Origin of the sequence: Streptomyces sp. SAT1 (genome assembly GCF_001654495.1) — a bacterium.
GTDB classification, from domain to species: Bacteria; Actinomycetota; Actinomycetes; order Streptomycetales; family Streptomycetaceae; genus Streptomyces; species Streptomyces andamanensis.
Genome location: NZ_CP015849.1, coordinates 6,505,865 through 6,528,395, shown reverse-complemented (window position 1 = coordinate 6,528,395; position 22,531 = coordinate 6,505,865). Strand labels below are relative to the sequence as shown.

General features: G+C 71.3%; 12 protein-coding genes and 1 tRNA gene. 7 read left to right on the top strand and 6 right to left on the bottom strand.

What is annotated here, in order from left to right; all coding sequences use genetic code 11:
- Positions 1-318 precede the first annotated feature (318 nt).
- Complete coding sequence (locus tag A8713_RS28010; RefSeq protein ID WP_107440721.1) at positions 319-8,031, bottom strand: ricin-type beta-trefoil lectin domain protein; 7,713 nt, start codon at positions 8,029-8,031, stop codon at positions 319-321.
- 540 nt (positions 8,032-8,571) lie between these two features.
- On the opposite strand from A8713_RS28010, the gene A8713_RS28005 reads away from it, so the two are divergent.
- Both A8713_RS28005 and A8713_RS28000 read left to right on the top strand, forming a co-directional pair.
- Positions 8,572-11,772 (top strand): FG-GAP-like repeat-containing protein, encoded by a 3,201-nt coding sequence (locus A8713_RS28005; RefSeq protein ID WP_064536454.1) that lies wholly within the window; start codon positions 8,572-8,574, stop codon positions 11,770-11,772.
- A gap of 329 nt (positions 11,773-12,101) precedes the next feature.
- Complete coding sequence (locus A8713_RS28000) at positions 12,102-13,508, top strand: endonuclease/exonuclease/phosphatase family protein (RefSeq protein WP_159393130.1); 1,407 nt, start codon at positions 12,102-12,104, stop codon at positions 13,506-13,508.
- Positions 13,509-13,924: 416 nt separating this feature from the next.
- Here the strand turns inward: A8713_RS28000 and A8713_RS27995 are convergent.
- Positions 13,925-13,998 (bottom strand) — tRNA-Pro (locus tag A8713_RS27995).
- Between the two features lie 66 nt (positions 13,999-14,064).
- Complete coding sequence (locus A8713_RS27990; protein ID WP_064536452.1) at positions 14,065-14,586, bottom strand: MarR family winged helix-turn-helix transcriptional regulator; 522 nt, start codon at positions 14,584-14,586, stop codon at positions 14,065-14,067.
- Positions 14,587-14,846: 260 nt separating this feature from the next.
- Between A8713_RS27990 and A8713_RS27985 the strand changes: the two genes are divergently transcribed.
- Together A8713_RS27985 and A8713_RS32720 are read left to right on the top strand one after the other, a co-directional pair.
- Positions 14,847-15,281 (top strand): SH3 domain-containing protein, encoded by a 435-nt coding sequence (locus A8713_RS27985; RefSeq protein WP_064536451.1) that lies wholly within the window; start codon positions 14,847-14,849, stop codon positions 15,279-15,281.
- Positions 15,282-15,491: 210 nt separating this feature from the next.
- Entirely contained in the window at positions 15,492-16,418 is a 927-nt protein-coding gene (locus A8713_RS32720) for a helix-turn-helix domain-containing protein (RefSeq protein ID WP_079159160.1), read from the top strand.
- Between the two features lie 57 nt (positions 16,419-16,475).
- On the opposite strand, the gene A8713_RS27975 is transcribed toward A8713_RS32720, so the two are convergent.
- A complete protein-coding gene (locus A8713_RS27975; protein WP_064536449.1) occupies positions 16,476-16,991 on the bottom strand; it encodes a hypothetical protein in 516 nt (171 codons plus the stop codon).
- Positions 16,992-17,155: 164 nt separating this feature from the next.
- Between A8713_RS27975 and A8713_RS27970 the strand changes: the two genes are divergently transcribed.
- Entirely contained in the window at positions 17,156-17,509 is a 354-nt protein-coding gene (locus tag A8713_RS27970) for a cupin domain-containing protein (RefSeq protein WP_064536448.1), read from the top strand.
- A 62-nt stretch (positions 17,510-17,571) separates the two neighbouring features.
- Here A8713_RS27970 and A8713_RS27965 read toward each other — a convergent pair whose 3' ends face one another.
- Complete coding sequence (locus A8713_RS27965) at positions 17,572-18,282, bottom strand: GPP34 family phosphoprotein (RefSeq protein WP_237305469.1); 711 nt, start codon at positions 18,280-18,282, stop codon at positions 17,572-17,574.
- Positions 18,283-18,542: 260 nt separating this feature from the next.
- Positions 18,543-19,451, bottom strand: coding sequence for a sugar phosphate isomerase/epimerase family protein (locus A8713_RS27960; RefSeq protein WP_064536446.1), 909 nt, complete (start codon positions 19,449-19,451; stop codon positions 18,543-18,545).
- Between the two features lie 200 nt (positions 19,452-19,651).
- Between A8713_RS27960 and iolB the strand changes: the two genes are divergently transcribed.
- Positions 19,652-20,602, top strand: a complete 951-nt coding sequence (gene iolB / locus A8713_RS27955; RefSeq protein WP_079159159.1) for a 5-deoxy-glucuronate isomerase — start codon at positions 19,652-19,654, stop codon at positions 20,600-20,602.
- Positions 20,599-22,527, top strand: coding sequence for a 3D-(3,5/4)-trihydroxycyclohexane-1,2-dione acylhydrolase (decyclizing) (gene iolD, locus A8713_RS27950; protein WP_443069752.1), 1,929 nt, complete (start codon positions 20,599-20,601; stop codon positions 22,525-22,527). Before iolB ends, iolD begins: the two co-directional genes overlap by 4 nt.
- Positions 22,528-22,531: the final 4 nt, after the last annotated feature.

Sequence of the window (22,531 nt, the reverse complement as noted above, 5' to 3'; positions counted from 1 at the left end):
GGAACCCAACAATCGGACGCGGAGATCCACCTCCCCAAGAATCCCAAGAATTGAAGTAGATCGAGGCTCTGACTATTGGCCCATAAGGACCAACAGCCACGGGCTCCCCAATCGATTGCTGGATGGCACCCAGCACTTGTCCCACCTGGCCAGCATCGACCCTCTCCTGAGTGCTCCAACAGCCGAGCCAGGACACCGGCGGCAGTGATTCAGGGGACCGCAGGCATACCCAGGTCCTTTCGGGAAGCTCACTATCCCCACGCAGCACGTACGCCGTGAAGTGTACGGACGACTCCAGTCGGACAGCCCATGCCTCCACTAGTTCCCCCCAATCATCATTTCGATGAGCGTATCCGGGTGCATCCGCCCGTCCAGAACGCGGTTCCTTATCTCCTCGGTTCTGTTATTCCCGTCAGCGATATGCAGCCGAGATCCGGGAAGATTTATATCATCCCCAGGAGCGAAATCCCTGAACCCGGTAATAGGTTCGCTTCCATTCGGCCCGCCGAATCGGATCAGGTCGTCATTACTCAGCGACGTCACACCGCCATGCCCTGCATCGACGCTGCCATACATCTGCTCGCGAGTCGCGGGGTTCCCCTGAATGCGGTCCAACATCTCACTCGCCTTTGCATAAAAGCGCGTCGGCCTCTCATGGATCGGCAGGTCCGAGAGAGCGGAATTGCAGTTGTGAACCAGGACCGACGCGGCCCCCGCCAGCACATAGTACGTGTGCAGGTCCGACACCGTCATGTTGTGGACGGTGGTCTGCGCGACCGTCCAGCGGGTGACGGCCGTGATCTGGACGTGCGTGCCCGAGCTGGTGCGGAGCCATTCGCCCGGCTGGAGGTCGGTGGCCTTGACCCAGGCGTTCAGGGCGGGGACCCAGAAGGGGTGGCCGTCGGTCGCGGTGACCTGGGCCGTCTTCGTGCCCTTCGGGCCGTCGGTGTCGATCGTGACCTTGACCAGGTGCTTGAGGCCCTGGCCACGGATCTCGGCCGTGACCGTCTCGACGCGGGTCTCGCCCGTCTTCGGGTCGGTCGCGACGACCTTGTCGCCGGCCTTGACCTTCTCGATCGGCTTGGTGGAGCCGTCGGCCATCAGGACCCTGGTGCCAGGGGCGAAGCTGTTGCACGTCGCGCCCTCACCGCTGCCGCCCTCGCCGGCCTTGCCCGAGCCGCCGCTGCCGCTGCTTCCGCCCTTGCTCTTTGCGGATCCGCCGGAGTGGCCACCGGGTTTGGAGCCGCCTCCCCCGGACTTGCCGCCGCCACCACGGGTGTGGGACGACACCTTCGGGGCCGCCTTGGCCTGGGCCGCCTTGTGCCGGGGGTTGCCCGTCTTCTTGGCGGCTTCCAGTGCCTTGTCGGCGGTTCTCTTGGCTGCCTCGGCCGCTCTCTTCTTGGCTCGTTGCGCCGCCAGCTTCTTGGCTCGCTCGATGGCGAGTTTCTTCGCTCTCAGCGCCGCGGCCTCGGCGGCCTTCGCCGCCTTCAGCACCAGCTCGGCCGCCTTCTTGGCCGCCTTGAAGGACTCGACCGCCTTGATGGTGCGCTTGACGGCCTTGATGACGGACGGGATCTTGCCCAGCTTGGTCCACGGGATGGCGTCGACCGCGATGCTGATGCAGGACCACATGCTGCCGCCGAAGCAGGCGATGGCGTCGTTGATGCCGATGAAGTCCTTCAGCGTCTCCCACGCCACGGCCAGGATCACCGAGGTCAGGGACTTGCCCTGCATGGCCTGGGCCTGGGCGACCTGGGCCGCGGACAGACCCGCGCCCGCGAGGGCCGCGGCCCGCTCCGACGCGGTCAGCGAGATCGCCATACCCGTCGGGTCGGAGAACGTGACCGGGTTGTTGTGCGCGTAGGCGTAGCCGTTGGACTGCTGGACGTCGTTGAGGTCCACCACCGGGTCGGCGGACAGGAAGCGTCCGACCACCGGGTCGTACAGACGGGCGCCCAGCGGCTGGTAGCCGGAGGGATCGTCACGGGGCGCGCCCAGGAAGCCGCTGTGGCTCTGGAAGTTCACGCCGGCCGTGTCCGCGCCGCGCTGGTTGCCGAACGGGTCCTGCTTGCGGAAGCGCACCGGCATCCCGCTGCCGAGGTAGACCTCGGCGTACGAGCTGCCCTGGTGGTCGCTGGTGAGCGCGACCATGCGCTCGCCCGCGCCGCCGTTGGCGTACCGCATGACCGCGCCGCCGGGGGCGTCGTAGGTGCGCTGGGTCTGCACCATGACACCGCCCTGCTGGACGGTGACCTCGGACTCACCGAGGGTGAGGGTGGCCTGCTTGCCCCGGATGGTCAGCAGGCGTTCCCCGCTGGGCCCGTAGATGTAGCGGGTGTCGTTCTGCGGCAGCCACACCTGGGCCGCCTTGGTGCTGTCGCAGGTGGCCAGCACGATCGGGGTGGAGTCCGCCGAGTTCGCGTCCTGGACCGCCAGGCACAGGCCCGAGGCGATGTGCGTGAGCTGCCCGGAGGCGTTCCGCTTCAGCTCCTGCCCGGCCGAGCCGTCGCACTTCTGCAACTGGAGCGCCGACCCCGCCGTGCTGCCGGCCGGCTGCAGGCACCACTTGTCGTAGATGGTCAGCGTGCCCCGGTCACCGTCGGTCTGGGCCGCGCCCGGAGAGGGCACGAAGCGCCAGCTCTGGGCCGGTGAGGCGTTGCAGGTGTAGAGCTCGATCTTCCGGCCGGCCTCCGTGAGGCCGCCGTTCAGGTCCAGGCACTTGTCGGCGAGGCCCACGTACGGGGTCTTGCCGCCGCTGCCCGCGCCCTTGATCCGCTCGACCTTGCCGTCGTACGTCCAGGACAGCTCCTGCTTGTCGCCGTTCTCGACGGACGTGACGGACTTGGTCTCGCCGGTCAGCTCGTACAGGCGTTCCGCCTCGGCCTTGACCTGCGCGCCCTGGGGCGTGGTGTAGGTCTTGGACACCTTGGTCAGCGTGTGCGGCTGGGTGCCGTCGGCCTTGCCGTAGGCGTAGGTGGTCGTGGCGTCCTTGGCGGTGGCGCCGGTGAGGTCCTTCTCGGTCAGCTTGGTGCGGTTGCCGAGCAGGTCGTACTCGTACTCCTGCCAGTAGCCGGAGCCGTCCTTGCCCGCGGCGACGTTGAGCGTGCCGTCGCTGTTCTTCGGACCGGTGCAGGAGCTCTGGTCCTTGGAGGTCCAGGCCGTCTTCAGCTCGCCCAGCGGGTCGTAGACGAAGCACTGGCGCTCGTCGACGCCGGTGGCCGCCTCCTGGATGGAGGTGACGTTGCCCGACGGGTCGTAGGTGTACGACCGCTTGGAGACGAGGTTTCCGGAGACGAGGGTCTTGTCGTCGCTCTTCTCGCGGAAGACCTGCTGGTCCTTCAGCTCACCACTGGACTCGTCGAAGGTGTTCTGCGTCCAGACCCGGTAGGGCTGGGCGCCGAGCGTGGAGCGCAGCACCTGGCCGTAGGGGTCGTAGACCGTCTCGGAGCCGTACCAGTCCTTGCCGGAGACGGAGAGGGGCTTGCCGTCCTTGTTGTAGCGGACGACGATCCTCTCCTGGTCCAGCTTGCCCACCTTCGGCAGCGTGGACTCCTCCAGCACACCGTTGTCGGCGTACTTGTAGGAGTACGTGTAGGACTCGTCCAGGCCCCAGGTGGCGGCCAGGGTGCTCGGCAGGCTCAGCGTGGTCGAGGTCGGCTGGTAGTCCTTGGTGTAGCCGTTGACCTGCTGGGTGTACGCCTGGCCGTCGGTGTAGCGGGTGGCGGTGTAGGGCATGCCCTTGCCGCCCGGCGCCAGGTCGTAGGTGAGGCTGGAGAGCAGGGTGCCGGACGCGCTGTCCAGGCGCTGCTCGGTCGGCCGCGACAGCTGGTCGTAGCCGTTCCACACGACGGTGCCGCGCGCGTTCTTCGTGGTGAGGACGCGGTCGTGGTTGTCGTACGTGGTCTTGGTGGCCCCGGCGTCCGGGTCGGTGGCCGTGTCGAGCCGGCCCCGGTGGTCGTAGGTCCACGTCCACGGGTGGGCGGCGTCGGCGGAGTTGGCCGCCTTCACCAGCTGCCCGCGGGGGTCGTACTGGTAGCGCATCGACGTGAAGCCGCCGGGCGCGTCGGCGTTGAAGGTGTCGACGCGCGAGGTGCGTCCGAGCGCGTCGGTGAAGACGCGGTAGTCGGAGGTGCCCTGCGGGTTGTCGACCTTCGACCAGTCCAGGCCGTACTCGTAGCGGGTGGCCCGCTCGGGGACCTCCTTGGACTGGGTCTCGCCGGTCAGCGGGTCCGCGACCTTGAGGACCGGGGTCTCCTGGAGCACCCGGCCCGAACCGTCGTAGGTGTAGCGGGTGATGTTCGGGACGGCGGTGTCGGCGAGCGGTGTGAACAGCTCGCCGGGCTTGGCGTCGTAGGTCAGATAGGCGTTGTTGGTCTGCCAGACCTCACCGGAGCTGTTGTACAGCGTGTCGGTGATCAGCCAGCCGCCGCCGTCGGCCTCCTCCTGCGTCTGCCGTTCGCGGCCGAGGCCGTCGTAGAGGGTGACGGAGGTCTCGACACGGTCGTTGTAGCCGCGCGAGTAGGTGGTGACGTAGGACGGCTTGCGGTCCTCGCCCTCCTTGTACTGCGGGACCGTGTAGACGGCGTGGAAGTCGGGCACGGCGCCGTCGGCGGGCGGCCGGTCCGCGGCCCAGGCGTTCTCGAGGCGGCCCAGCGGGTCGAACTCGGCCTGGGTGACGTGGTTGTTGGCGTCGATCGTCTTCGTCGTGGTGCCACGACCGGGCTCGATCTCACGGATCTCGGACTGGCCGAGGGCGTTGGTCTCGGTGACCTTGAAGACCTGGCCGCGGGCGGGCTCGTAGGTGATGAGACCGGCGGTCTTGTGGTCCTGGTCGGTGGTGCGGGTGACCCGGCCGATGTCGTCGAACTCGGACGTGCCGTCGGACTGCCAGCCCGTGCCCTCGCCGTTGACCGACCAGGTCTCGGACGCCTCGCCCTCGGTGGCGTCGGCGAGCGCGGCGCCGTACGCCTGCCCGTCGTACGCGGTGCGGGTGCCGCCGGACAGCGTCGACAGGTTCGTGAAGTCGGCCGCGACGCAGGTCGTCGGGGAGATCAGGACCTGCTTGGTCAGGCCGATCAGGTTCTTCTTGGTGTTGTGGACGTACTCCGACTTCGTGCAGGACTCGTCGCCGGTCCTGCCGGTGTCGCCGAGGGACTCGACCTGGACGGGCAGGCCGTAGGCCGTCTCGTACGTCGTGTGGGTCTTGACGGTCCGCTCGGTGCGGGTGTCGTCACTGTTGGTGCCGGAGGACTTGGTGTAGGCGATCTCGTCCGGCTCGGTGACGCGCCAGGCGCGCAGCGGGTCCAGGCCGTCGTCGCGGTCGCGGTGGGCCAGTTCGGTGGCCTCCGGGACGGTGACGGAGCGGGAGACCCAGTCCGTGTCGGCGTCGGTGGCCTTGTCGTAGTCCAGTTCCTCCGCGATGCGGCCGGCGAACGCCTCGCGGTCCTTGGCGATCTCGGTGCCGGTGATGTCCTTCATGGACACGCTGTCGCCCATGCCGCGGAAGAAGCGGGTCACCGACTTGGACTGCTTGGAGCCGATCGAGGGATCCTCGGAGCCGGTGATCACCGTGGTCTGCTCGACGCCCGCGAACTGCGAGTACGTGCGGGTCGACTTCTTGGTGAACTCCTGCTCGGCGAGCTTCCAGCCCGGGTTCTTGTACGTGTACGACGTCTTGGTCGCGAACGCCCCGTCGACGTTGGGGAGTTCCTCGATGGAGTCGACGACGTACTTCTGGAACCAGTCGATGTCCTCGACCTCGGGGTCCGGGGACCAGAACGAGGGGTAGCACAGCCGGGTGTTCGTCTTGAGGGCGGCGGAGCCCTTGCCCGGCAGGCCGGTTCCGGTGGCGCAGTCGCCGGTGGGCTGCTTGTAGGTGACGACGGTCTCGCCGCCGTACTCGTTGATGACGCGTCCGATGCGCGGCCGGGAGAAGCCGGGCCGCGGATCGTTCTGCCCGCGCATCACCCGGTTCGGCATGTCGTCGACGGTGGGCTCGAAGCGCACCGCGTTCATCGCGACGCTCTTGTCGGTGCTGCCGTTGCGCGCGAAGCCGGTGCGCTGCACCGACTCCAGCCACAGCGCCGTGTTCGGGCCCGAGGTGAGGACGGGGAAGTTCTGGGTGAGCGTGAAGCGGTCCACGACCTGACGGGCCGTGGTGTCGGTACGGCGCTGCGCGGAGGTCTGGATCTGCGTCAGGCGCTTGCGGCTCCAGAAGGAGGGGCCGGCGTTCCAGCACTTCGTCTTGTAGGTCGAGGTGACCTTCCTGCAGTTCAGGTCGGCCGGGGTGTCGTACCAGATGCGGTACTTGCCCGGGTCCTTGTCCTCGAAGTTGGCGTCGGAGCAGGTCAGTCCGCCCTCGGGCAGGCAGCGCTCCTCGACGGTGAAGTTCACCCGGGCCGGCGCGGTGGCGGTGAAGAGGGTGTCCTTGCGCTGGCCGTAGTCGATGTGGTCGAGCCAGCCGTCGCGGTCGTAGACGACCGGCGCCTTGAAGTCGAAGTTGCGGGCGTAGTAGTTCTGGTCCTTCTTCCACCACAGGGACATGGCGTTGCCGTGGATGTCCTCGACGTAGTCGAGGTTCCAGCGCCAGCCCTGCGTGCAGGCGGAGTGGACCCAGTCGCCGGCCTTGTAGCAGTCCTCGCCCTCGTGGTTGCCGTAGACCGGCACGGTGAGCACCGAGTCGGTGGTCGGCTGGCCCGAGGTCCAGTTGGGCAGCTTGTTGAGACCGAAGTGGTAGCGGGTGCCGTCACGGGTGGTGACGACCCAGTACTCGCCCTTGTAGGCGCCGTTGCCGTTGCCCGCGTCGGTGAGGCGCTCGATCTTCGAGCCGTCGCCGTTGGCGGTGAACCACTCGTGCTTGTCCTTGTCCCAGACCAGCTCGGTGGTCATCCCGCCCAGCGACAGGGTCGCGTTGTCCGAGCCCCAGCACAGGTCGGCGGTGCGGTGCGTCTTGTTGTTGGACCCGCTCTTCTTCGAGTCCTCACGGCAGTTGGCGTACGTCCGGGTGATGGAGCCGGGGTTGTAGTCCCAGCCGTCACCGATCCAGGAGGCCTGGTTGTTCGTGGCCGAGGTGCGGCCGTCCACCGACTGGGAGGAGTAGCCCAGGGAGATCTTCGGCATCGGGCCGCCGGCGGTCTGCGGCACCTGCACGTCGTAGGAGTACGTGAACGCGCCCGAGGAGGAGCCGGCCGCCCAGGCGCCCGACGACAGCAGCGGGGACGCGGTGAAGTCGCCGCCCGCGGAGGCTCCCGTGTCCATCGCGCCGATGACCTGCGGACCCGAGGCGTCCACCACCGGCAGCACATCGCCGTCGCGGTACGACGCGGTCCGGACCGAGGCGCCCGAGGCGCTCGTGCCGGTGGTGTCGTGCGCGAGCAGGGCCCCGACCGGCACGGAGCCGGTGAGGATCTGGTGCCGGGTGGCCTTCTTCGATGCCTTGTACTTCGTCGGTGCCTTGGCGGCGGCGACGACCTTCACCGAGCTGCGCAGCCGCTCGGGCCGCTTCTCGGTCTTGCCCGACATGGTGGTCGTACCGCCGTCGGCGGCGCAGTCTCCGCTGTCGGGGCTGTCCATGACGCAGTTCGGCAGCAGGACCATGCCGAAGCGTGAGGCGGCCTGCGTGCCGTACAGGTCGGCGAAGCCGGCGGTGTCGACCGCGATCGAGACCTGCGCGGCCGGATCGGCGTCGGCCGGCGGCGTGACCTTCATGATCATGCCGGAGACGCCGGCGTCCTGCGAGGCGGACGGCGCGGCCAGGTCGACCTTCCAGTCGCCGTCGATGGCGGCCGGGTCGGCGCCCTCGGGCACGCCCACCGCGATCGGCAGGTCGTCGACCGGGACCGTGGTGCCCGGTGCGGTGTCGGCCGTCAGGGTGGCGACACCGCTGTCCTGGGACCACGGGGTGACCGCGCTCGGGGTGTAGGGCGTGACGGGGACCTCGGGCGCGGTGGTGAGGTTCTTCTCCGCTTCCTCGTCCGCGTCCAGCGCGGTGGGGACGGGCAGATCGGGGAGCTTGACCTCCTCCCGGCTCATGCCGGGGCCGGGTATCGCCCACGCCTCCGGGCCGAGACTGGTCACCAGCAAGGTCGTGGACAACAGAAGGACGGTCGCCGCGCGGCTTTGCCGGCGGCGCCGTCGTTGTGACTCCGTCGTCGCCGGGCGGAACCGCCTCAGCCACGACGGTGGACTTTGAGCGCGCATACGCGTCGACCCCACCAAGGCATACGAAGAAAAACGACAGATGACTCCGCACCCTCTGTCATGAGCGCCACACAATTCAAGATCGATCCTCGGAGGTTCCATCGATGTAAGTGATCCGCGTCACGGGACAGGTGTCAGCGGATCGACACCTACGGGCAACAAGTCGACAAGGCCATGAATATCCGCCGCAAAGGCCGCACTCCGGGCGGCCAAAAGCCGCACATGACGCATCGTCAAGCGGCGACCAACTCCGGCCCATGCGTTCGTCACGGATTCATAAATTCTTCACACGTGGACCAGCTGTGCAGATCATGTGATCGTGTGCGCGCCCATGCCCATCCGCCCAGGTCCCCACGGGAGTAGACCGCCGCCGTGTCCGCGCCGCATCGTTTTCTCAGCCCCTTCGTGCGCACGCGCACCAGGCTGGCCCTCACCCTCGGCCTCGTGCTGGCCGCCCTGACCGCTGCTCTGTTGCCCTGGTGGCAAACTGACGGAGCCCCACCCCCGCAAGCGCGCAAGGCCACCGGCGCGCACCCCGCGTCGACGCCTCCGCGTGACGAGAGCGCCGCGCAGGCCGAGGCCCGGCGCACCCGCAAGCAGGTCCTCGTGGAGACCGCCACCACGGCGACCTCCCAGACCTGGGCGCAGCCGGACGGCCGACTGCGCACCGTCATCACGGCCACGCCGACCAGGGCGAAGACCGCGACGGGCGCCTGGGCGCCGATCGACAACCGGCTGCGCCGGGTGCCGAACGCCCCGCGCAACCTGGGCGTCCAGCCCGTCAACGCCGCCCACCCGATCCGCTTCTCCAGCGGTACCAAGGGCGCCCACGCCGATCGCTCCTTCACGCGCCGGCCACTCGTCGACAGCGACGACAGCCCGAAGGTCCACGACACGCTGCTGGCCGAGGTCGACATCGACGGGGACACCGTCGCCTACACCTGGCCCGGCGCCCTGCCCGAACCGGTCCTCGACGGACCGCGCGCCCTGTACCCCGAGGTGCTGCCGGGCGTCGACCTGCTGCTGGTCGCCCGCGAGGAGGGTGGCTTCGCGCAGTTGCTGATCGTCAAGAACAAGGAGGCCGCCCGCTCCGAGGCCCTCGCCACGGTGACCTACGGGCTGCGCTCGGCGACGGCCCGCTTCCGCCAGGACAAGAGCGGCAGCCATGTGGTCGTCCAGGACAAGTCCGGCAAGGAGATCGGATCCATCCCGACCCCGTTCGCCTGGGACTCCGCGGGCCGCGACCCCGAGCTGGCCGAGGCCGGCAAGGACAGCACCCCGCGCACCTCCGTCGCCACCTCCGCCGATGTGCTGAAGCTGTCCGGCCTGACGGGCATCGAGCCCGGGGCCCACAGCGCTCCTGTGCCCGTGCGGCTCGACGGCGACGGCACCGGCAGCGCGCGCCTGGGCCTGCAGGCCGCGAAGACCGGCCTGTTCACCGCCGCCGACACGACGTACCCGGTCTTCGTCGACCCGCCCCTCAACACCGGCTGGCAGGCCTGGACCGTGGCGTACAAGCCGTACCCGAACACCAGCTTCTGGGACGGCACGAACTTCTCCTCCGGCACGTCCGACGCCCGCGTCGGCCACGAGAGCGAGACCAACGGCACCGCCCGGTCGTTCTGGCGGATGAACTACAACTCCAAGATCACGGACGCGAAGATCTCCTCGGCGCACTTCAAGGTCCTGAACAACCACTCCTGGTCCTGTACGAAGCGCGACTTCGAGGTCGTCCTGACCGGAGCCATCTCCTCGGGCACGACGTGGAACAAGCAGCCCAGCTGGTCCACCGTCCAGGAGAAGCGGTCCTTCGCGCACGGCTGGTCCTCCAGCTCCTGCCCCGACGAATACGAGAGCTTCAACGTCAAGGACGCCGCCCAGAAGGGCGCGACCGGCGGCTGGTCCAACATCACTCTCGGGATGCGGGCCGCCCCCGGCACCGAGGGCGACAACCAGACCTGGCGCAAGTTCAAGGCGACCAGCGCCACCCTGGAGGTCGTCTACAACCGGCCTCCGTCCGAGCCCACCGGCGGCAAGTCCAACCCCGGCGGCACCTGTTCCGTCGGTGGCTCGGGCGTGACCGTCGGCAAGACGAACATCGTCCTGACGGCCACCGGCAAGGACCCCGACAGCAACCTCCAGAAGCTGCAGTTCCGCTTCTGGAAGACCGGCGGCACGGTCCCGAACCCCACCGACGTCACGCCGAACGCGAGCGGCACGGCGTCCGTGACCATCCCGGCCACGTTCCCCCTGGAGGACAAGACCACCTACTCGTGGGACGTGCGTTCCAAGGACTCCGAGGGCCTGACCTCGTCGTTCTTCCCTCCGGGCAGCGATCCCTGCCGGATCAACATCGACGCGAGTGCCCCGCCCCAGCCGACCGTCGACAGCACGGACTTCCCCGAGGCCACGAGCGAGCAGGACAACTGGTCGGGCATCAAGTTCGGTGACAAGGGCTCGGTGACCTTCAGCGCCACCGGCGCGACCAAGTTCCGCTGGTCCATCGAGGGCAACAACCCCGTCGACGTCACCGCGAAGAACGGCGAGGCCACCGTCAGCGCGCTGGCTCCCGCGCACGCCGGCCCCAACACCCTCCAGGTGTACGCCTACGACAACGTCGGCAACGCCAGCAAGCGCACCGACTACACCTTCTACGTGCCGCCACGCGACAAGACCGACGGTCCCATGGACGCCACCGGCGACGGCAAGCCGGACCTGATGATCGTCGACGCCAACGGCAACCTGCGCAACTGCGTGGGCGGCGACGACGGCGACCTGTACAACTGCCTGACCGCCTCCTACGACAGCACCAGGAAGGCGGGCGAGCAGCGCGACCCGAAGGGGTACTGGTACGACGCGGCCACCGGCAAGGCCGCCCTGATCGCGCACTACCAGGACACCTACCCCGGTGACGGTGTCACCGACCTGTTCGCGGTCTCCCCGGACGGCCGGTTCTGGCTCTACCCGGGCGACGGCTACGGCAGCTTCGACGTCACCAAGCGCCTGGAGGTCCGCCTGCCCTCCGGTACCCCGGCACCGTCGACGTGGACCCAGATCATGGCCGTCGGCGACATCACCGGCGACAAGCTGCCCGACCTGGTCCTGCGGTCCGGTGCGCAGCTGTGGACGCTGACGGGCTACACCGGCGCGACGTTCCAGACCGCCACGCTGATGAACGACGACGCCTGGGGCCGCCGCGAGGTGGTCAACGTCGCCGACATCAACGGTGACAAGACGCCCGACCTGCTGTGGCGCAACCTGGACACCGGCGCGATGTACGACCGCCAGGGCAAGCCCGGTTCCGTCGCCGGCAGCGTCGACCTCACGTCGCTCAAGCTGGCCGCCAACTCGCTCACCGGCAAGGACGAGCCGTACGGCACCAGTTGGACCGACGCCAAGGTGCCCACGGCCATCGGTATCCCGGACGTCAACGGGGACGGCATCCCGGACATCTGGGCCCGCTTCTCCTCCGACGGCGCCACGCGGATCTACCATCCGTCGCGGACCAACACCAACGCCGCGGTGCGGATCGTGCTGTCGGTGAACTGGAACACGGTCAAGGCATTCGGCTGACGCTCCTCACGTCCCTGGCCCCGGCCCGCCCCCGTAGGGTGGGCCGGGGCCAGGTGCGTTGCCCGGGGTCAGGTCCTGGCCTTCCGGCGACCCGGCCCTGCATGTTTCCTGCAGTTCCTACTGTTTCCCACTGTTTCCTACGAGGGGATGACGGCGTGCGACGCCTTGTGAACACAGTCGCGGCTTTCTGTGTCCTGATATCAGGTCTGCTGCTGTTCTCGGCCGGCCCGGCCAGTGCGACGGCTGTGTCGGCGGACGCCGATGCCGTCGCCAAGTCGGCCGGGCAGAAATGGGCGTTGAGGTCGCTCGCGAACCGGAAGTACGTGTCGGTGCGGCTTCATGACGCCGACTCCAAGGAATGGCGGCTGCGGGCCTCGGCGGACCAGCCGGGGACCTGGGAGCGGTTCACCTTGCACACGAACCACGCGGGCAGGACGATCGGGTTCCGCTCCGAGATCACGGGCTTCTTCGCCTCGGCCGAGTTCGCCGACGGCGGTGACCAGAAGGGGATGCTCAGGGCGAGGGGCGTCCGCCTCGGCCAGTGGCAGCAGTTCATCCCCCACTATCTGGACGACGCCGTCCTGCCCGACTCGCCCCGCGGTTCGGTCGTCGTGACGCTGCAGGCGAGCGAGAAGGCCCAGAACGACGGGACGGCCACCGACGCCCAGAAGGAACTGAAGTACGTCTCGGCGGAGTTGGGGGACGACAACGACGGAGAGCTGCGGGCTCGGGCCGCCTCCGCCGGGTCGTGGGAGAAGTTCGTGCTGGAGCCCGTCGCCGGCACCCTCGCCAGTGACACGCACGACATGCCCGCGGCCGGTTCCGCGGCGGCCTCGGACCTGAACGTCATGACCTGGAACCTGTGTGCGAACAACCGCAGTTGCGCCTGGAGCGGCGGTCTGGCGGGCTACGCGGAGCTGAACTCCGACATCAGCGCTCACCTGCGCAGCGGGTCCGGTGCGCTGCCGGACGTCATCTTCTTCCAGGAGTTCTGCGAGAAGCACGCCAAGCGTGTCGAGGAGATGCTGGAGAAGCCGGTGGGCGAGGGCGGTACCGGCAGGCAGTGGGACGTCCGGTTCGCTCCCATCCACAACGAGGGTGACGCGAACGGTCCACTGATCCAGAAGCAGTGCGCGATCAAGGACAAGAACGACAACGTCGTGGCGGACCGCGGTGCGTACGGCGTCGCCATCGCGGTCCCCGACGAGAACGTCTGGTACAAGCGCTACGACCTGGTCTCGCCGACCTACAACCTCAAGTACGAGCAGCGCACCGCCGTGTGCGCCGTCCTCCCCTCGCGCGCCGTCGCCGCCTGCACGGCTCACCTGAGCGCGGGCTACCTCTACGAGGACCCCGACGGCACCTGGCGCAAGCGTCAGGCCCAGCAACTGCTGGACATCACCAGGACGTACGAGGCCAAGGGGTACCGGGTCGTGTTCGGCGGAGACTTCAATCTGGTGCCGCCGTATCCGCAGGCCGGCCCGAAGGAGGGCGGACCGAGCGAGGCGCTGGACCCCGTCTACGACAAGTACCTCGAATGCGGCCAGCAGGGTGACCCGGACGCGAAGCGGACCGGGGCGCCCACCGCCAACGCCTCGGGCGGCAAGCCGACCCGGAAGATCGACTACATCTTCGCCCCGAAGAACGCCCCCGTCAGGAACTGCTCCGTCTCCTCGGGCTCCGGGCACTCCGACCACTGGACGCTCTACGGCACGGTGTCACTGCCGGCCACGTGAGGCGCGGCACCGGCCATCACCAGGCCGGTGAGACGTGGCCCCGACCTGGCCCGGCCCGACGCCGGGGCCACGTCGGGGCGGTCAGGAGGCGGCCGGGGCAGGAGCCGGGCCGGTGACCGGGCCCCGTCCTTGTCGGTCATGAAGCCGCGGTGGTCCGGCTGCTCTTCCCTCGGCGCGGGCAGGTCCGCCCACCGGCAGGTCGATCCAGATCAAGAGCCTGTGTCGTCTGTCCACATCGAGATATCTGCGGCACCCTGGCGAACAGCTTCTTCCGGGTTCCGGGCGAGCTTCTCGCAGGCCGCTGCGACGCACGGCAGACCGTCCGGTCCCACGAGCGTGTCATGCTCGCCCCGAAAATGATCGAGGGCCGACTTCGGATTTCTCCGAAACCGGCCCTGACCTGCGACTCTCACGAGTCGGGACGACAGGATTTGAACCTGCGACCCCTTGACCCCCAGTCAAGTGCGCTACCAAGCTGCGCCACGTCCCGATGCGCTCACGTGCGGTGAACCGCGTGAACGCGCAGGTAAACATTACCGCACGCGCGCGGGTGCTCTCAGCCGGTGTGCGAGGCGGCGGGCTCGTGGTCGGGGTCCACGTCCTTGGCGTAGGCGAGGAAGTCGTCGACCATGCGGTGGAACAGGGTGGCGAGCTGCCCGAGTTCGTCGGCGGACCAGTTGGACAGGGCGGCCTCCATGCCCCGGGCGCCGACCTCGCGGACGCGGGCTATGGCGTCGCGGCCCGTCTCGGTGAGCCGGATGCGCTGGGCCCGCCGGTCGTCGGGGTCGGGGACGCGGGTGACGTGCCCGGTCTTCTCCAGTTGCTGCACGGTGCGGGTGACGTGCGAGGCCTCCACGCCGAGACGGTGCGCCAGTTCGCCGGGGCGCAGCGGTTCGGAGTCGGCGATCTGGCGCAGCAGCGCGACCGCGGCGCGGTCCAGCGGTACTCCGGCCAGCCCCATCATCTTCTCGTGCTGCCGGGCCCGCGTGCTCAGATAGGTGATCCTGGTGAGCGCGCGCTCGATCTCGGCCACTTCGGGCGAGACGGGTCCGGGCGACGGGGATGATGCAGAGGCCATGGCTCCAGTTTACCATATCGTTGCGTTACTCAAGTAGTTCGCGAGTGCACAGTGGGTGAGGGCGGCTCCCAGCTCGGCTTCGGCCGGATCCGGATTCCCCGGAGCGATCGTTGCGGTGTGCCCGCCGCGCGGTCCCGGGGACGTCCCCGCCGTCCCCGGGACGCGGGGACGGCATCGGGGGCGGCCGGCACGGAAACGCTGGGCGACGTGTGATCACGTCAGGTGGTCACCGTCACCGGAACGACAGCCCGGAGGTTTCCATGATCCGACGGACCCTCACCGGCGGCCTGCTGGCCACGGTCGCGATCCTCGCGCTCGTGCCCACGGCGGCCGAGGCCGCCCCCGCCACCCACGCCGTCCCGCGCGCCGCGGTGTCCGCGGCCGCCTCGAACACATCGTCCGCGCCGGCCGCACGGCCCGCGCACCACGTCAACCACCGGGCCACGCACGGCCGTTCGACGCACGCCTACGGACGGGTGGTCACCCACCGCTATCCGCTGCTGGTCCGCTCCGGCCCGGGTACCGGCTACCGGGTGACCGGGCGGCTGCGCGCGGGCAGTCTGGTGGCGCTCCGGTGCCGGACGAACGGTTCCTCGGTGCGCGGCACACACCAGTGGTACCGGCTCGCCCAGAGCCGCGGCTATGTCTCGGCGCACTACGTGCGGGTGGTGCGCGGCACACTGCCGTGGTGCTGACGCCCCTCCCCCTTCCGTGACCGGCGCCCGTCACGGCCGGTGACGGAAGGCTGCCCGCCGCCGCCCGGTGGTTCACGTGCGCGGCGGCGGGCCCGTGTCCGGCTCACCCTCCTCATACCCGCCGGATGTGTGGCGGTGTCCCCGTCCCGGGAAGCCATGGGGGCATCCGGGGTGAAATCACCCGAAGCGGAACGGAGTCGGGAGCAGCACATGCGCCAGCCCCAGGAAGCGGCACCCTCGTCCGGGCCGCTGGCGGCGAACCTGCGCGAGCTGAGGGAGCGCACCGGTCTGAGTCTGGCGGCCCTGGCCGCGCGTACCCCGTACAGCAAGTCCGCCTGGCACCGCTATCTCAGCGGCGCCAAGCACCCGCCCCGCTCGGCCGTGGAGGCGCTGGCCCGGCTCGCGGGCGCCGACCCGGGCCCGGCACTGGCCCTCTGGGCGGCACCGGTGGCGACCGGGCCCCGGGCGGACGCCGCTACCGGCCTCCCCGCCCAACGCGCGCAGACCCCACCGACCGCACCCGTCCCACTGACCTCATCCGCCCTACTGACCGCTCCTGTCCCACCGACCTCATCCTCATCTGTCCCATCGACCGCCCCCGTCCCAGACGGCGGGCCCGGAGCGTCCGGCCGTCCGGGTCCCGCCCGGCCACGGCGGCGCGGCCGGGGGCTGGTGCTGCCCGCGCTCACCCTGCTCACCGCGCTCGCCGCGGTGGTCACGGCCCTGGCCACCTCCTCGCGCGGTGCCTCCCCGGGCGCGCGGGCCGCCGTGCTGGCCGCCCTGCGCTGCCACGGCCGGTCCTGCCAGGGCGCGCTGCCCGGCGCCTCGGCCTGCGCCCGGGACGCCCGCACCGAGAGTTCCGTCGCCGACACGACGTACACGGTGCGGCTGCGCTGGTCGCCGTCCTGCCGTGCCGCCTGGTCGCAGGTGGCGGTGCGCGGCGCGGTGGCGCGGGAGGTCTCCGTGCGGAGCGAGGAGGACACCCTGTCCGCCGCCTACTCCGCCGCGGACACCGCAGGCGACGCCAGTCCGATGCTGGCCGTCCCCTCGCCGCGCGGGGTGGAGGCGTGCGCCGTGGTGCGCGGGAGGGTGGCGTGCACCGGTCTGGACGACGCCGTGGCCGGACGGGTGCTCTGAGTCCGAGGCGGCTGGAGCGGCCCCGTCTTTCCCGCCCCCCACCGGGCGGGCGCCGGGTCACTTGATGACCGCGTTGGCCACCACGACGAGCAGTCCGAACAGGGCGTCCACGAACCCGGTGGCCAGTGCGGCCGTCCAGCGCCGCCCGGCCCGCCGGGCCGAGGCCAGGCCGAGGGTGAACAGCAGGGCGATGTTGAGGACGAACGCCGGGTACTCCACGCCGTCCGCGGGCCACCAGCCCCAGCCGGCCCCGGCGAGGATCAGCACCGTGGGCAGCATGGCCGCGACCAGCGGCCACTCGGCGGCGAGCGCGCGCAGTGCCTCGCCGCGCCGGTGTGGTCCGCGTTCGGCGATGTAGTGGGAGTAGCCGTGGGCGAGGGCCGAGGCGAAGGCGGTGACCAGCAGCCAGGCGGCGTCGTAGCGGCGGGCGGCCGGTGAGGTGTGCCCGTACTCGGTGAGCGCGGCGACCATGGCGCAGGCCACCACGGCGCCGTAGACCCCACCGAAGAGCAGCATGGCCCGGGGGTCGTCGTGGGCGGGCCGCGCGGGCACGGCCGGCGTGGGGTCCGCCATGGGCTGCTCGCTTCCCGGGCGTACGGAGTCGGAACCCCCCAACGATCACCCGGGGCGCCCGCCCGCGCCACTTCACGGCGCGCGACGAAGTGTCCGTGCCCGCGCGCCGATCCCGCACACTCTGTCCACGCCGCGCGGCCGCGTCGCCCCGTTAGGGTCCCCGCATGACCCACAGTTTCGCGCTCCACGTACCGGCCGTCCCCGACAGCGAGCTGGTCCCCGAACCGCTCGACCCGGCACAGATCGTCTCCGGCAGCCCGGAGGTCACCGGGAAGGTCCTCCGGGAGTCGGCCGACGGCCGGCAGGCGCGCGGGATCTGGCAGATCACCCCGGGCGTCGTCACCGACACCGAGGCGGACGAGCTGTTCTACGTGGTCAGCGGCTCGGCGACGATCGAGGTGGAGGGCGGCCCGACCCTGCGCGTCGGCCCCGGCGACGTGGCGGTGCTGCGGGAGGGCGACCGTACGACGTGGACGGTGCACGAGACGCTGCGCAAGGTGTACGCGGTCGGTCTCTGAGCGTTCGGCGGGTGGCGGGCCGAGACGGGGGGCCGGGGCGGGCCCCGGCGCCGGCGCCGCGCTCAGGCGCCCCGCCAGACGTTGGCGAAGGCGGCGTCCTCGATGGCGCGGCGGCGGCGCACCGCCTCCAGTTCCATCACCGCGTCGTGTACGGCGGCGAGCACGGTGAGGACCGTGTCGTCGGTGGCCGTCGGCTCGTCCGGGGCGATCTCGTCGCGGATCCCGGCCGCCGCGGCGAGGGCGAGCAGTACGGGCTCGTCGGCGGCCCAGCGGTACGCCGCCCGCCGCCGTGCCGCGGTGTCACCGAGGACGGTGCGTCCGCCGCGGAACGGCAGCCAGCGGCTGCGCTCCCAGGACACGTGCCCCTCCTCCGCGAGCGCGGCCAGCCGGACCGAGGCCAGGCCGCGTCCGCGCCGCCAGAGCCAGTCCGGCAGCGATTCGTAGGGCGCCTCGCGCCGAAGCGCGGCGGCGGCCTCCTCCAGGAGCCGGTCGGCGGGCCCGGGACTGGGTCCGGGGCTGGGTCCGGGGCTGGGTCCGTGGCCGGGACTGGGTCCGAGGCTGGGCCCGTGGCCGGGGCCGGGTTCCGGACGCGGTCCGTGGCCGGTGCGGGGTACCGGCAGGATGCGTCCGCCGCCGTCCAGCACGATCGTCCCGGCCCGGAGCAGGTCGTACGCCTCCGCACCGGCCAGCGCGAGCGAGAGGTCGCCGCGTTCCAGACGCCGGGCGGGTGCCGTGTCCAGGGCGACGATCATCAGGTCACGCGCTGTGCTCATGAGGCTCCCCGTCGAAGGGCGTGTCCGGCACCGGCACCGATACCGCGCCACCGGCCGGCCGTCGCGGCCGCCGGTGATGCCGTACCAGGGGCGACTCTAGCGCGGGCGGTGCGCCCGGGGACGGGACGCGGGTCCGGCCGGGCCACCGGCGGACGCCCGCGCGGCACCGGGCCGGCGGACGCCGCGCCGGGGTGGACGACCGCCCGCCCGGTGCGTCAGACACCGGCGCCGAGGTGGACGGTCCGCCCTCCCCCGCCGCGTCAGGCGCCGCAGGACCGCAGAAAGCGGCGGGTGCGTACGGCGATGGGCAGGGGCGCGTCCGGCGCGCAGGGGTACATGTCCTGTTCGACGATCGCGAACAGGTCGACGCCCAGCTTCTGCGCGGCGGCCAGGACGGGCTCCAGGTCCGGGACCCCCAAGGGCGGTTCGCACATCACACCGCGCCGCACGGCGGGCCCGAACGGCACCCCGTCGGCCACCACCCGGGCCAGGACCTCCGGGTCGACCTGCTTGAGGTGCAGATAGCCGATCCGCTCGCCGTAGGTCTCGATCAGCCGCACGCTGTCCCCGCCGCAGTAGGCGTAGTGCCCGGTGTCCAGGCACAGGCGGACCAGGTCGGGGTCGGTGGCGTCGAGGAAGCGGGCGACGTGCGCCTCGGTGTCGATGTGGGTGTCGGCGTGCGGGTGGACGACGATGTCGAGGCCGTAGGTCTCCTTGACCTCGCGGCCGAGGCGTTCGGTGCCCCGGGCCAGGTGCCCCCACTGCTCGCTCGTCAGCTCGGGCGGCTCCAGGATCTCGGCCGTCCTGTCGTCCCGCCAGAAGGAGGGGATGACGACGAGGTGCCGTGCGCCCATGGCGCGGGTGAGCGCGGCGACGCGGCCGACGTGCTCCCAGGTGTCCTGCCACACGGACGGGCCGCGGTGCAGGCCGGTGAAGACGGTGCCCGCGGAGACCTTCAGGCCGCGCCGGCCGAGTTCGTCGCTGAGCCGGGCCGGGTCGGTCGGCAGATAGCCGTACGGGCCGAGTTCGATCCAGGGGTAGCCGGCCTCGGCCACCTCGTCCAGGAAGCGGTGCCAGGGGGTCTGGCGCGGGTCGTCGGGGAACCAGACGCCCCAGGAGTCGGGGGCCGAGCCGACCCGGATCCGGTCGAGCGCGGGGGCCGTGGCCATGGCAGCCGTTCCCTTCGGGGGTCGTCGGTGCGGGCCCGGCGGGGTCCCGCGTCGTCCTTCTCCGCGAGTCCACCCCGTGGCGCGCCCGCTGTCAATCCGCCGCCGCCGATCCGCGGTCAGGACATGGGCTCCGCACGGCGGTCTGGCGGAAACGGGTGTGTTCGGGTGTGATCGGGGGAGACGAGGAGGGAGATCATCCGATGACGTCCACGCCCGCCGCCGCGCCCGGACCCGGCGGCCCCGCCGCCCCCGGCCCCCGCCGTCTCCACCTCCCCGCGGGCCGGGCCGCCGACGGCCCCTACGCCGTGCGGATCACGCCCGAGTCCGCGGGCTGGGGCCACTCCTCGCTCCGGATCCTGGAGCTGGCGCCGGGCGGCTCGCACACCTTCGACACCGGTGACAGCGAGTGGATCGTCCTTCCGCTCGGCGGGGGCTGCGAGGTCGGCTGCGCCGACGACTTCGGGCACGGCACGTTCGCGCTCACCGGACGGGAGAGCGTGTTCGCCGGGGTGAGCGACTTCGCGTACGTGCCCCGGGACGCGCGGGTGACCGTCTCGTCCGGCGGGGGCGGGCGCTTCGCGCTCACCGGCGCGCGCTGCACCCGCCGCCTGCCCGCCCGCCACGGGCCGGCGGCCGGCGTGCCGGTGGAACTGCGGGGCAGCGGGTCCTGCTCGCGCCAGGTCAACAACTTCGCGGCGGCGGGCGTGTTCGGCTGCGACCGGCTGATCGCCGTGGAGGTACTCACCCCGGGCGGCAACTGGTCGTCGTTCCCGCCGCACAAGCACGACGAGGACCGGCCCGGCGAGGAGTCGGTCCTGGAGGAGATCTACTACTTCGAGTTCAGCGGCCACGACGGCACGCCGGGGCTCGGCTACCAGCGGGTGTCGCCGTCCGGGCCGGGCCGGGACACGGACGTGCTCGCGGAGGTCCGCGACGGCGACGTGGTACTGATCCCGGACGGCTGGCACGGCCCGTCGATGGCGGTACCCGGCCACCACATGTACTACCTCAACGTCATGGCGGGCCCGGGGGCCGACCGCGCATGGCTGATCCGCGACCACCCGGACCACGCCTGGATCCGCGGCACCTGGCCCGAGCAGCCCGTCGACCCCCGCCTCCCCTTCTACCGCGCCCCGGAGCCGTCCCGATGAGCACCCGCACCCCCGCGACCGGTCCCGGCCCCGGTACCGGATCCGGCCCCTCCCCCGGTACCCGCCGGATGACCGTCGCCCAGGCCCTGATCCGGTTCCTGGCCGCCCAGTACACCGAACGCGACGGTGTGCGGCGGCGGTTGATCGCCGGGACCTGGGGCATCTTCGGCCACGGCAACGTGGCGGGCATCGGCCAGGCGCTCGTCGAGCACGCGGACGTGATGCCGTACCACCAGGGCCGCAACGAGCAGGCGATGGTGCACGCGGCGGTCGGCTTCGCCCGCCGCAGCGGTCGGCTGTCCACGATGGCGGTCACCACGTCCATCGGGCCGGGCGCCACCAACCTGGTCACCGGCGCGGCCCTGGCGACCGTCAACCGGCTGCCCGTGCTGCTGCTGCCCGGCGACTACTTCGCCACGCACCGGGCCGATCCGCTGCTCCAGCAGCTGGAGCATCCCTCGGCGGCCGACGTGTCCGTCAACGACACGCTGCGGCCGGTCTCCCGCTTCTTCGACCGGATCACCCGCCCCGAGGGGCTGGTCCCGTCCGCGCTGAACGCCGTACGGGTCCTCACCGACCCGGCGGAGACCGGCGCGGTCACCCTCGCGCTGCCGCAGGACGTGCAGGCGGAGGCGTACGACTGGCCCGAGGAGTTCCTGGCGGAGCGGGTGTGGCGCATCCGGCGGCCCGCCCCCGATCCGGCCGAACTCGCCGCCGCGGCCGAGGCGGTCAGGTCGGCGGCCCGTCCGCTGATCGTCGCGGGCGGCGGGGTCCGGCACAGCGCGGCCGAGGACGCGCTGCGGGCGCTGGCCGACGCCACCGGCATCCCGGTCGCCTCCACCCAGGCGGGCAAGGGGTCGCTGCGGTACGACCATCCGGCGGACGTCGGCGGCGTCGGGCACACCGGCACCGAGGTCGCCGACGGCCTGGCGCGCGGCGCCGACCTGGTCCTCGGCGTCGGCACCCGCTACACCGACTTCACCACGGCCTCCGGGACGCTCTTCCGGCATCCCGGGGTCCGTTTCGTCAACCTCAACATCAGCGCGTCCGACGCGCACAAGATGGCGGGCACCACCGTGGTGTGCGACGCGCGGGCCGGGCTCACCGCGCTCACCGCCGCGCTGGCCGGGCACCGCGTCGACGCCGCCCACGAGGCCGCGTACCGGGAGGGGAAGCGGCGCTGGGAGCGGGTGGTCGAGGCCGCCTTCCGCGCCGACGACGACGCCGTCCCGACGCAGACACAGGTGCTGGGCGCCCTGGACGCGGTGGTCGGCGACGAGGACGTGGTGGTCAACGCGGCCGGTTCGCTCCCCGGCGACCTGCACAAGCTGTGGCGGGCGCGCTCGCCGCACCAGTACCACGTGGAGTACGGCTACTCCTGCATGGGCTACGAGATCCCGGCCGCGATCGGCGTGCAGCAGGCGGCGCCCGGTGTGCCGGTGTGGGCGCTGGTCGGCGACGGCACCTATCTGATGATGCCCACGGAGATCGTCACCGCCGTCCAGGAGGGCCTGCCGGTCAAGCTGCTGCTGGTGCAGAACCACGGGTACGCCTCCATCGGCGGTCTGTCGGAGGCGGTGGGCGCCGAACGCTTCGGCACCGCCTACCGCCACCGCGACGCCGACGGCGCCTTCACCGGGGCCCCGCTCCCGGTCGACCTCGCCGCCAACGCCGCCAGCCTCGGCATGGACGTGCTGCGCGCCCGGACCGCGGGCGAGCTGCGCGCGGCGCTGCGCACGGCCCGCGCCGCCGACCGTCCCACGTGCGTGTACGTCGAGCCGGACACCTCGGACGGGGGCACGGCGGCGCCGCCCGCCGCGGCCTGGTGGGACGTGCCGGTGGCCGAGGTCTCCGGCCGCGAGGCCGCCGTCCGGGCCCGTACCGCCTACGACCGCGAGGCCGCCGCCCGCCGCCGCGCGCTGTGAGGCG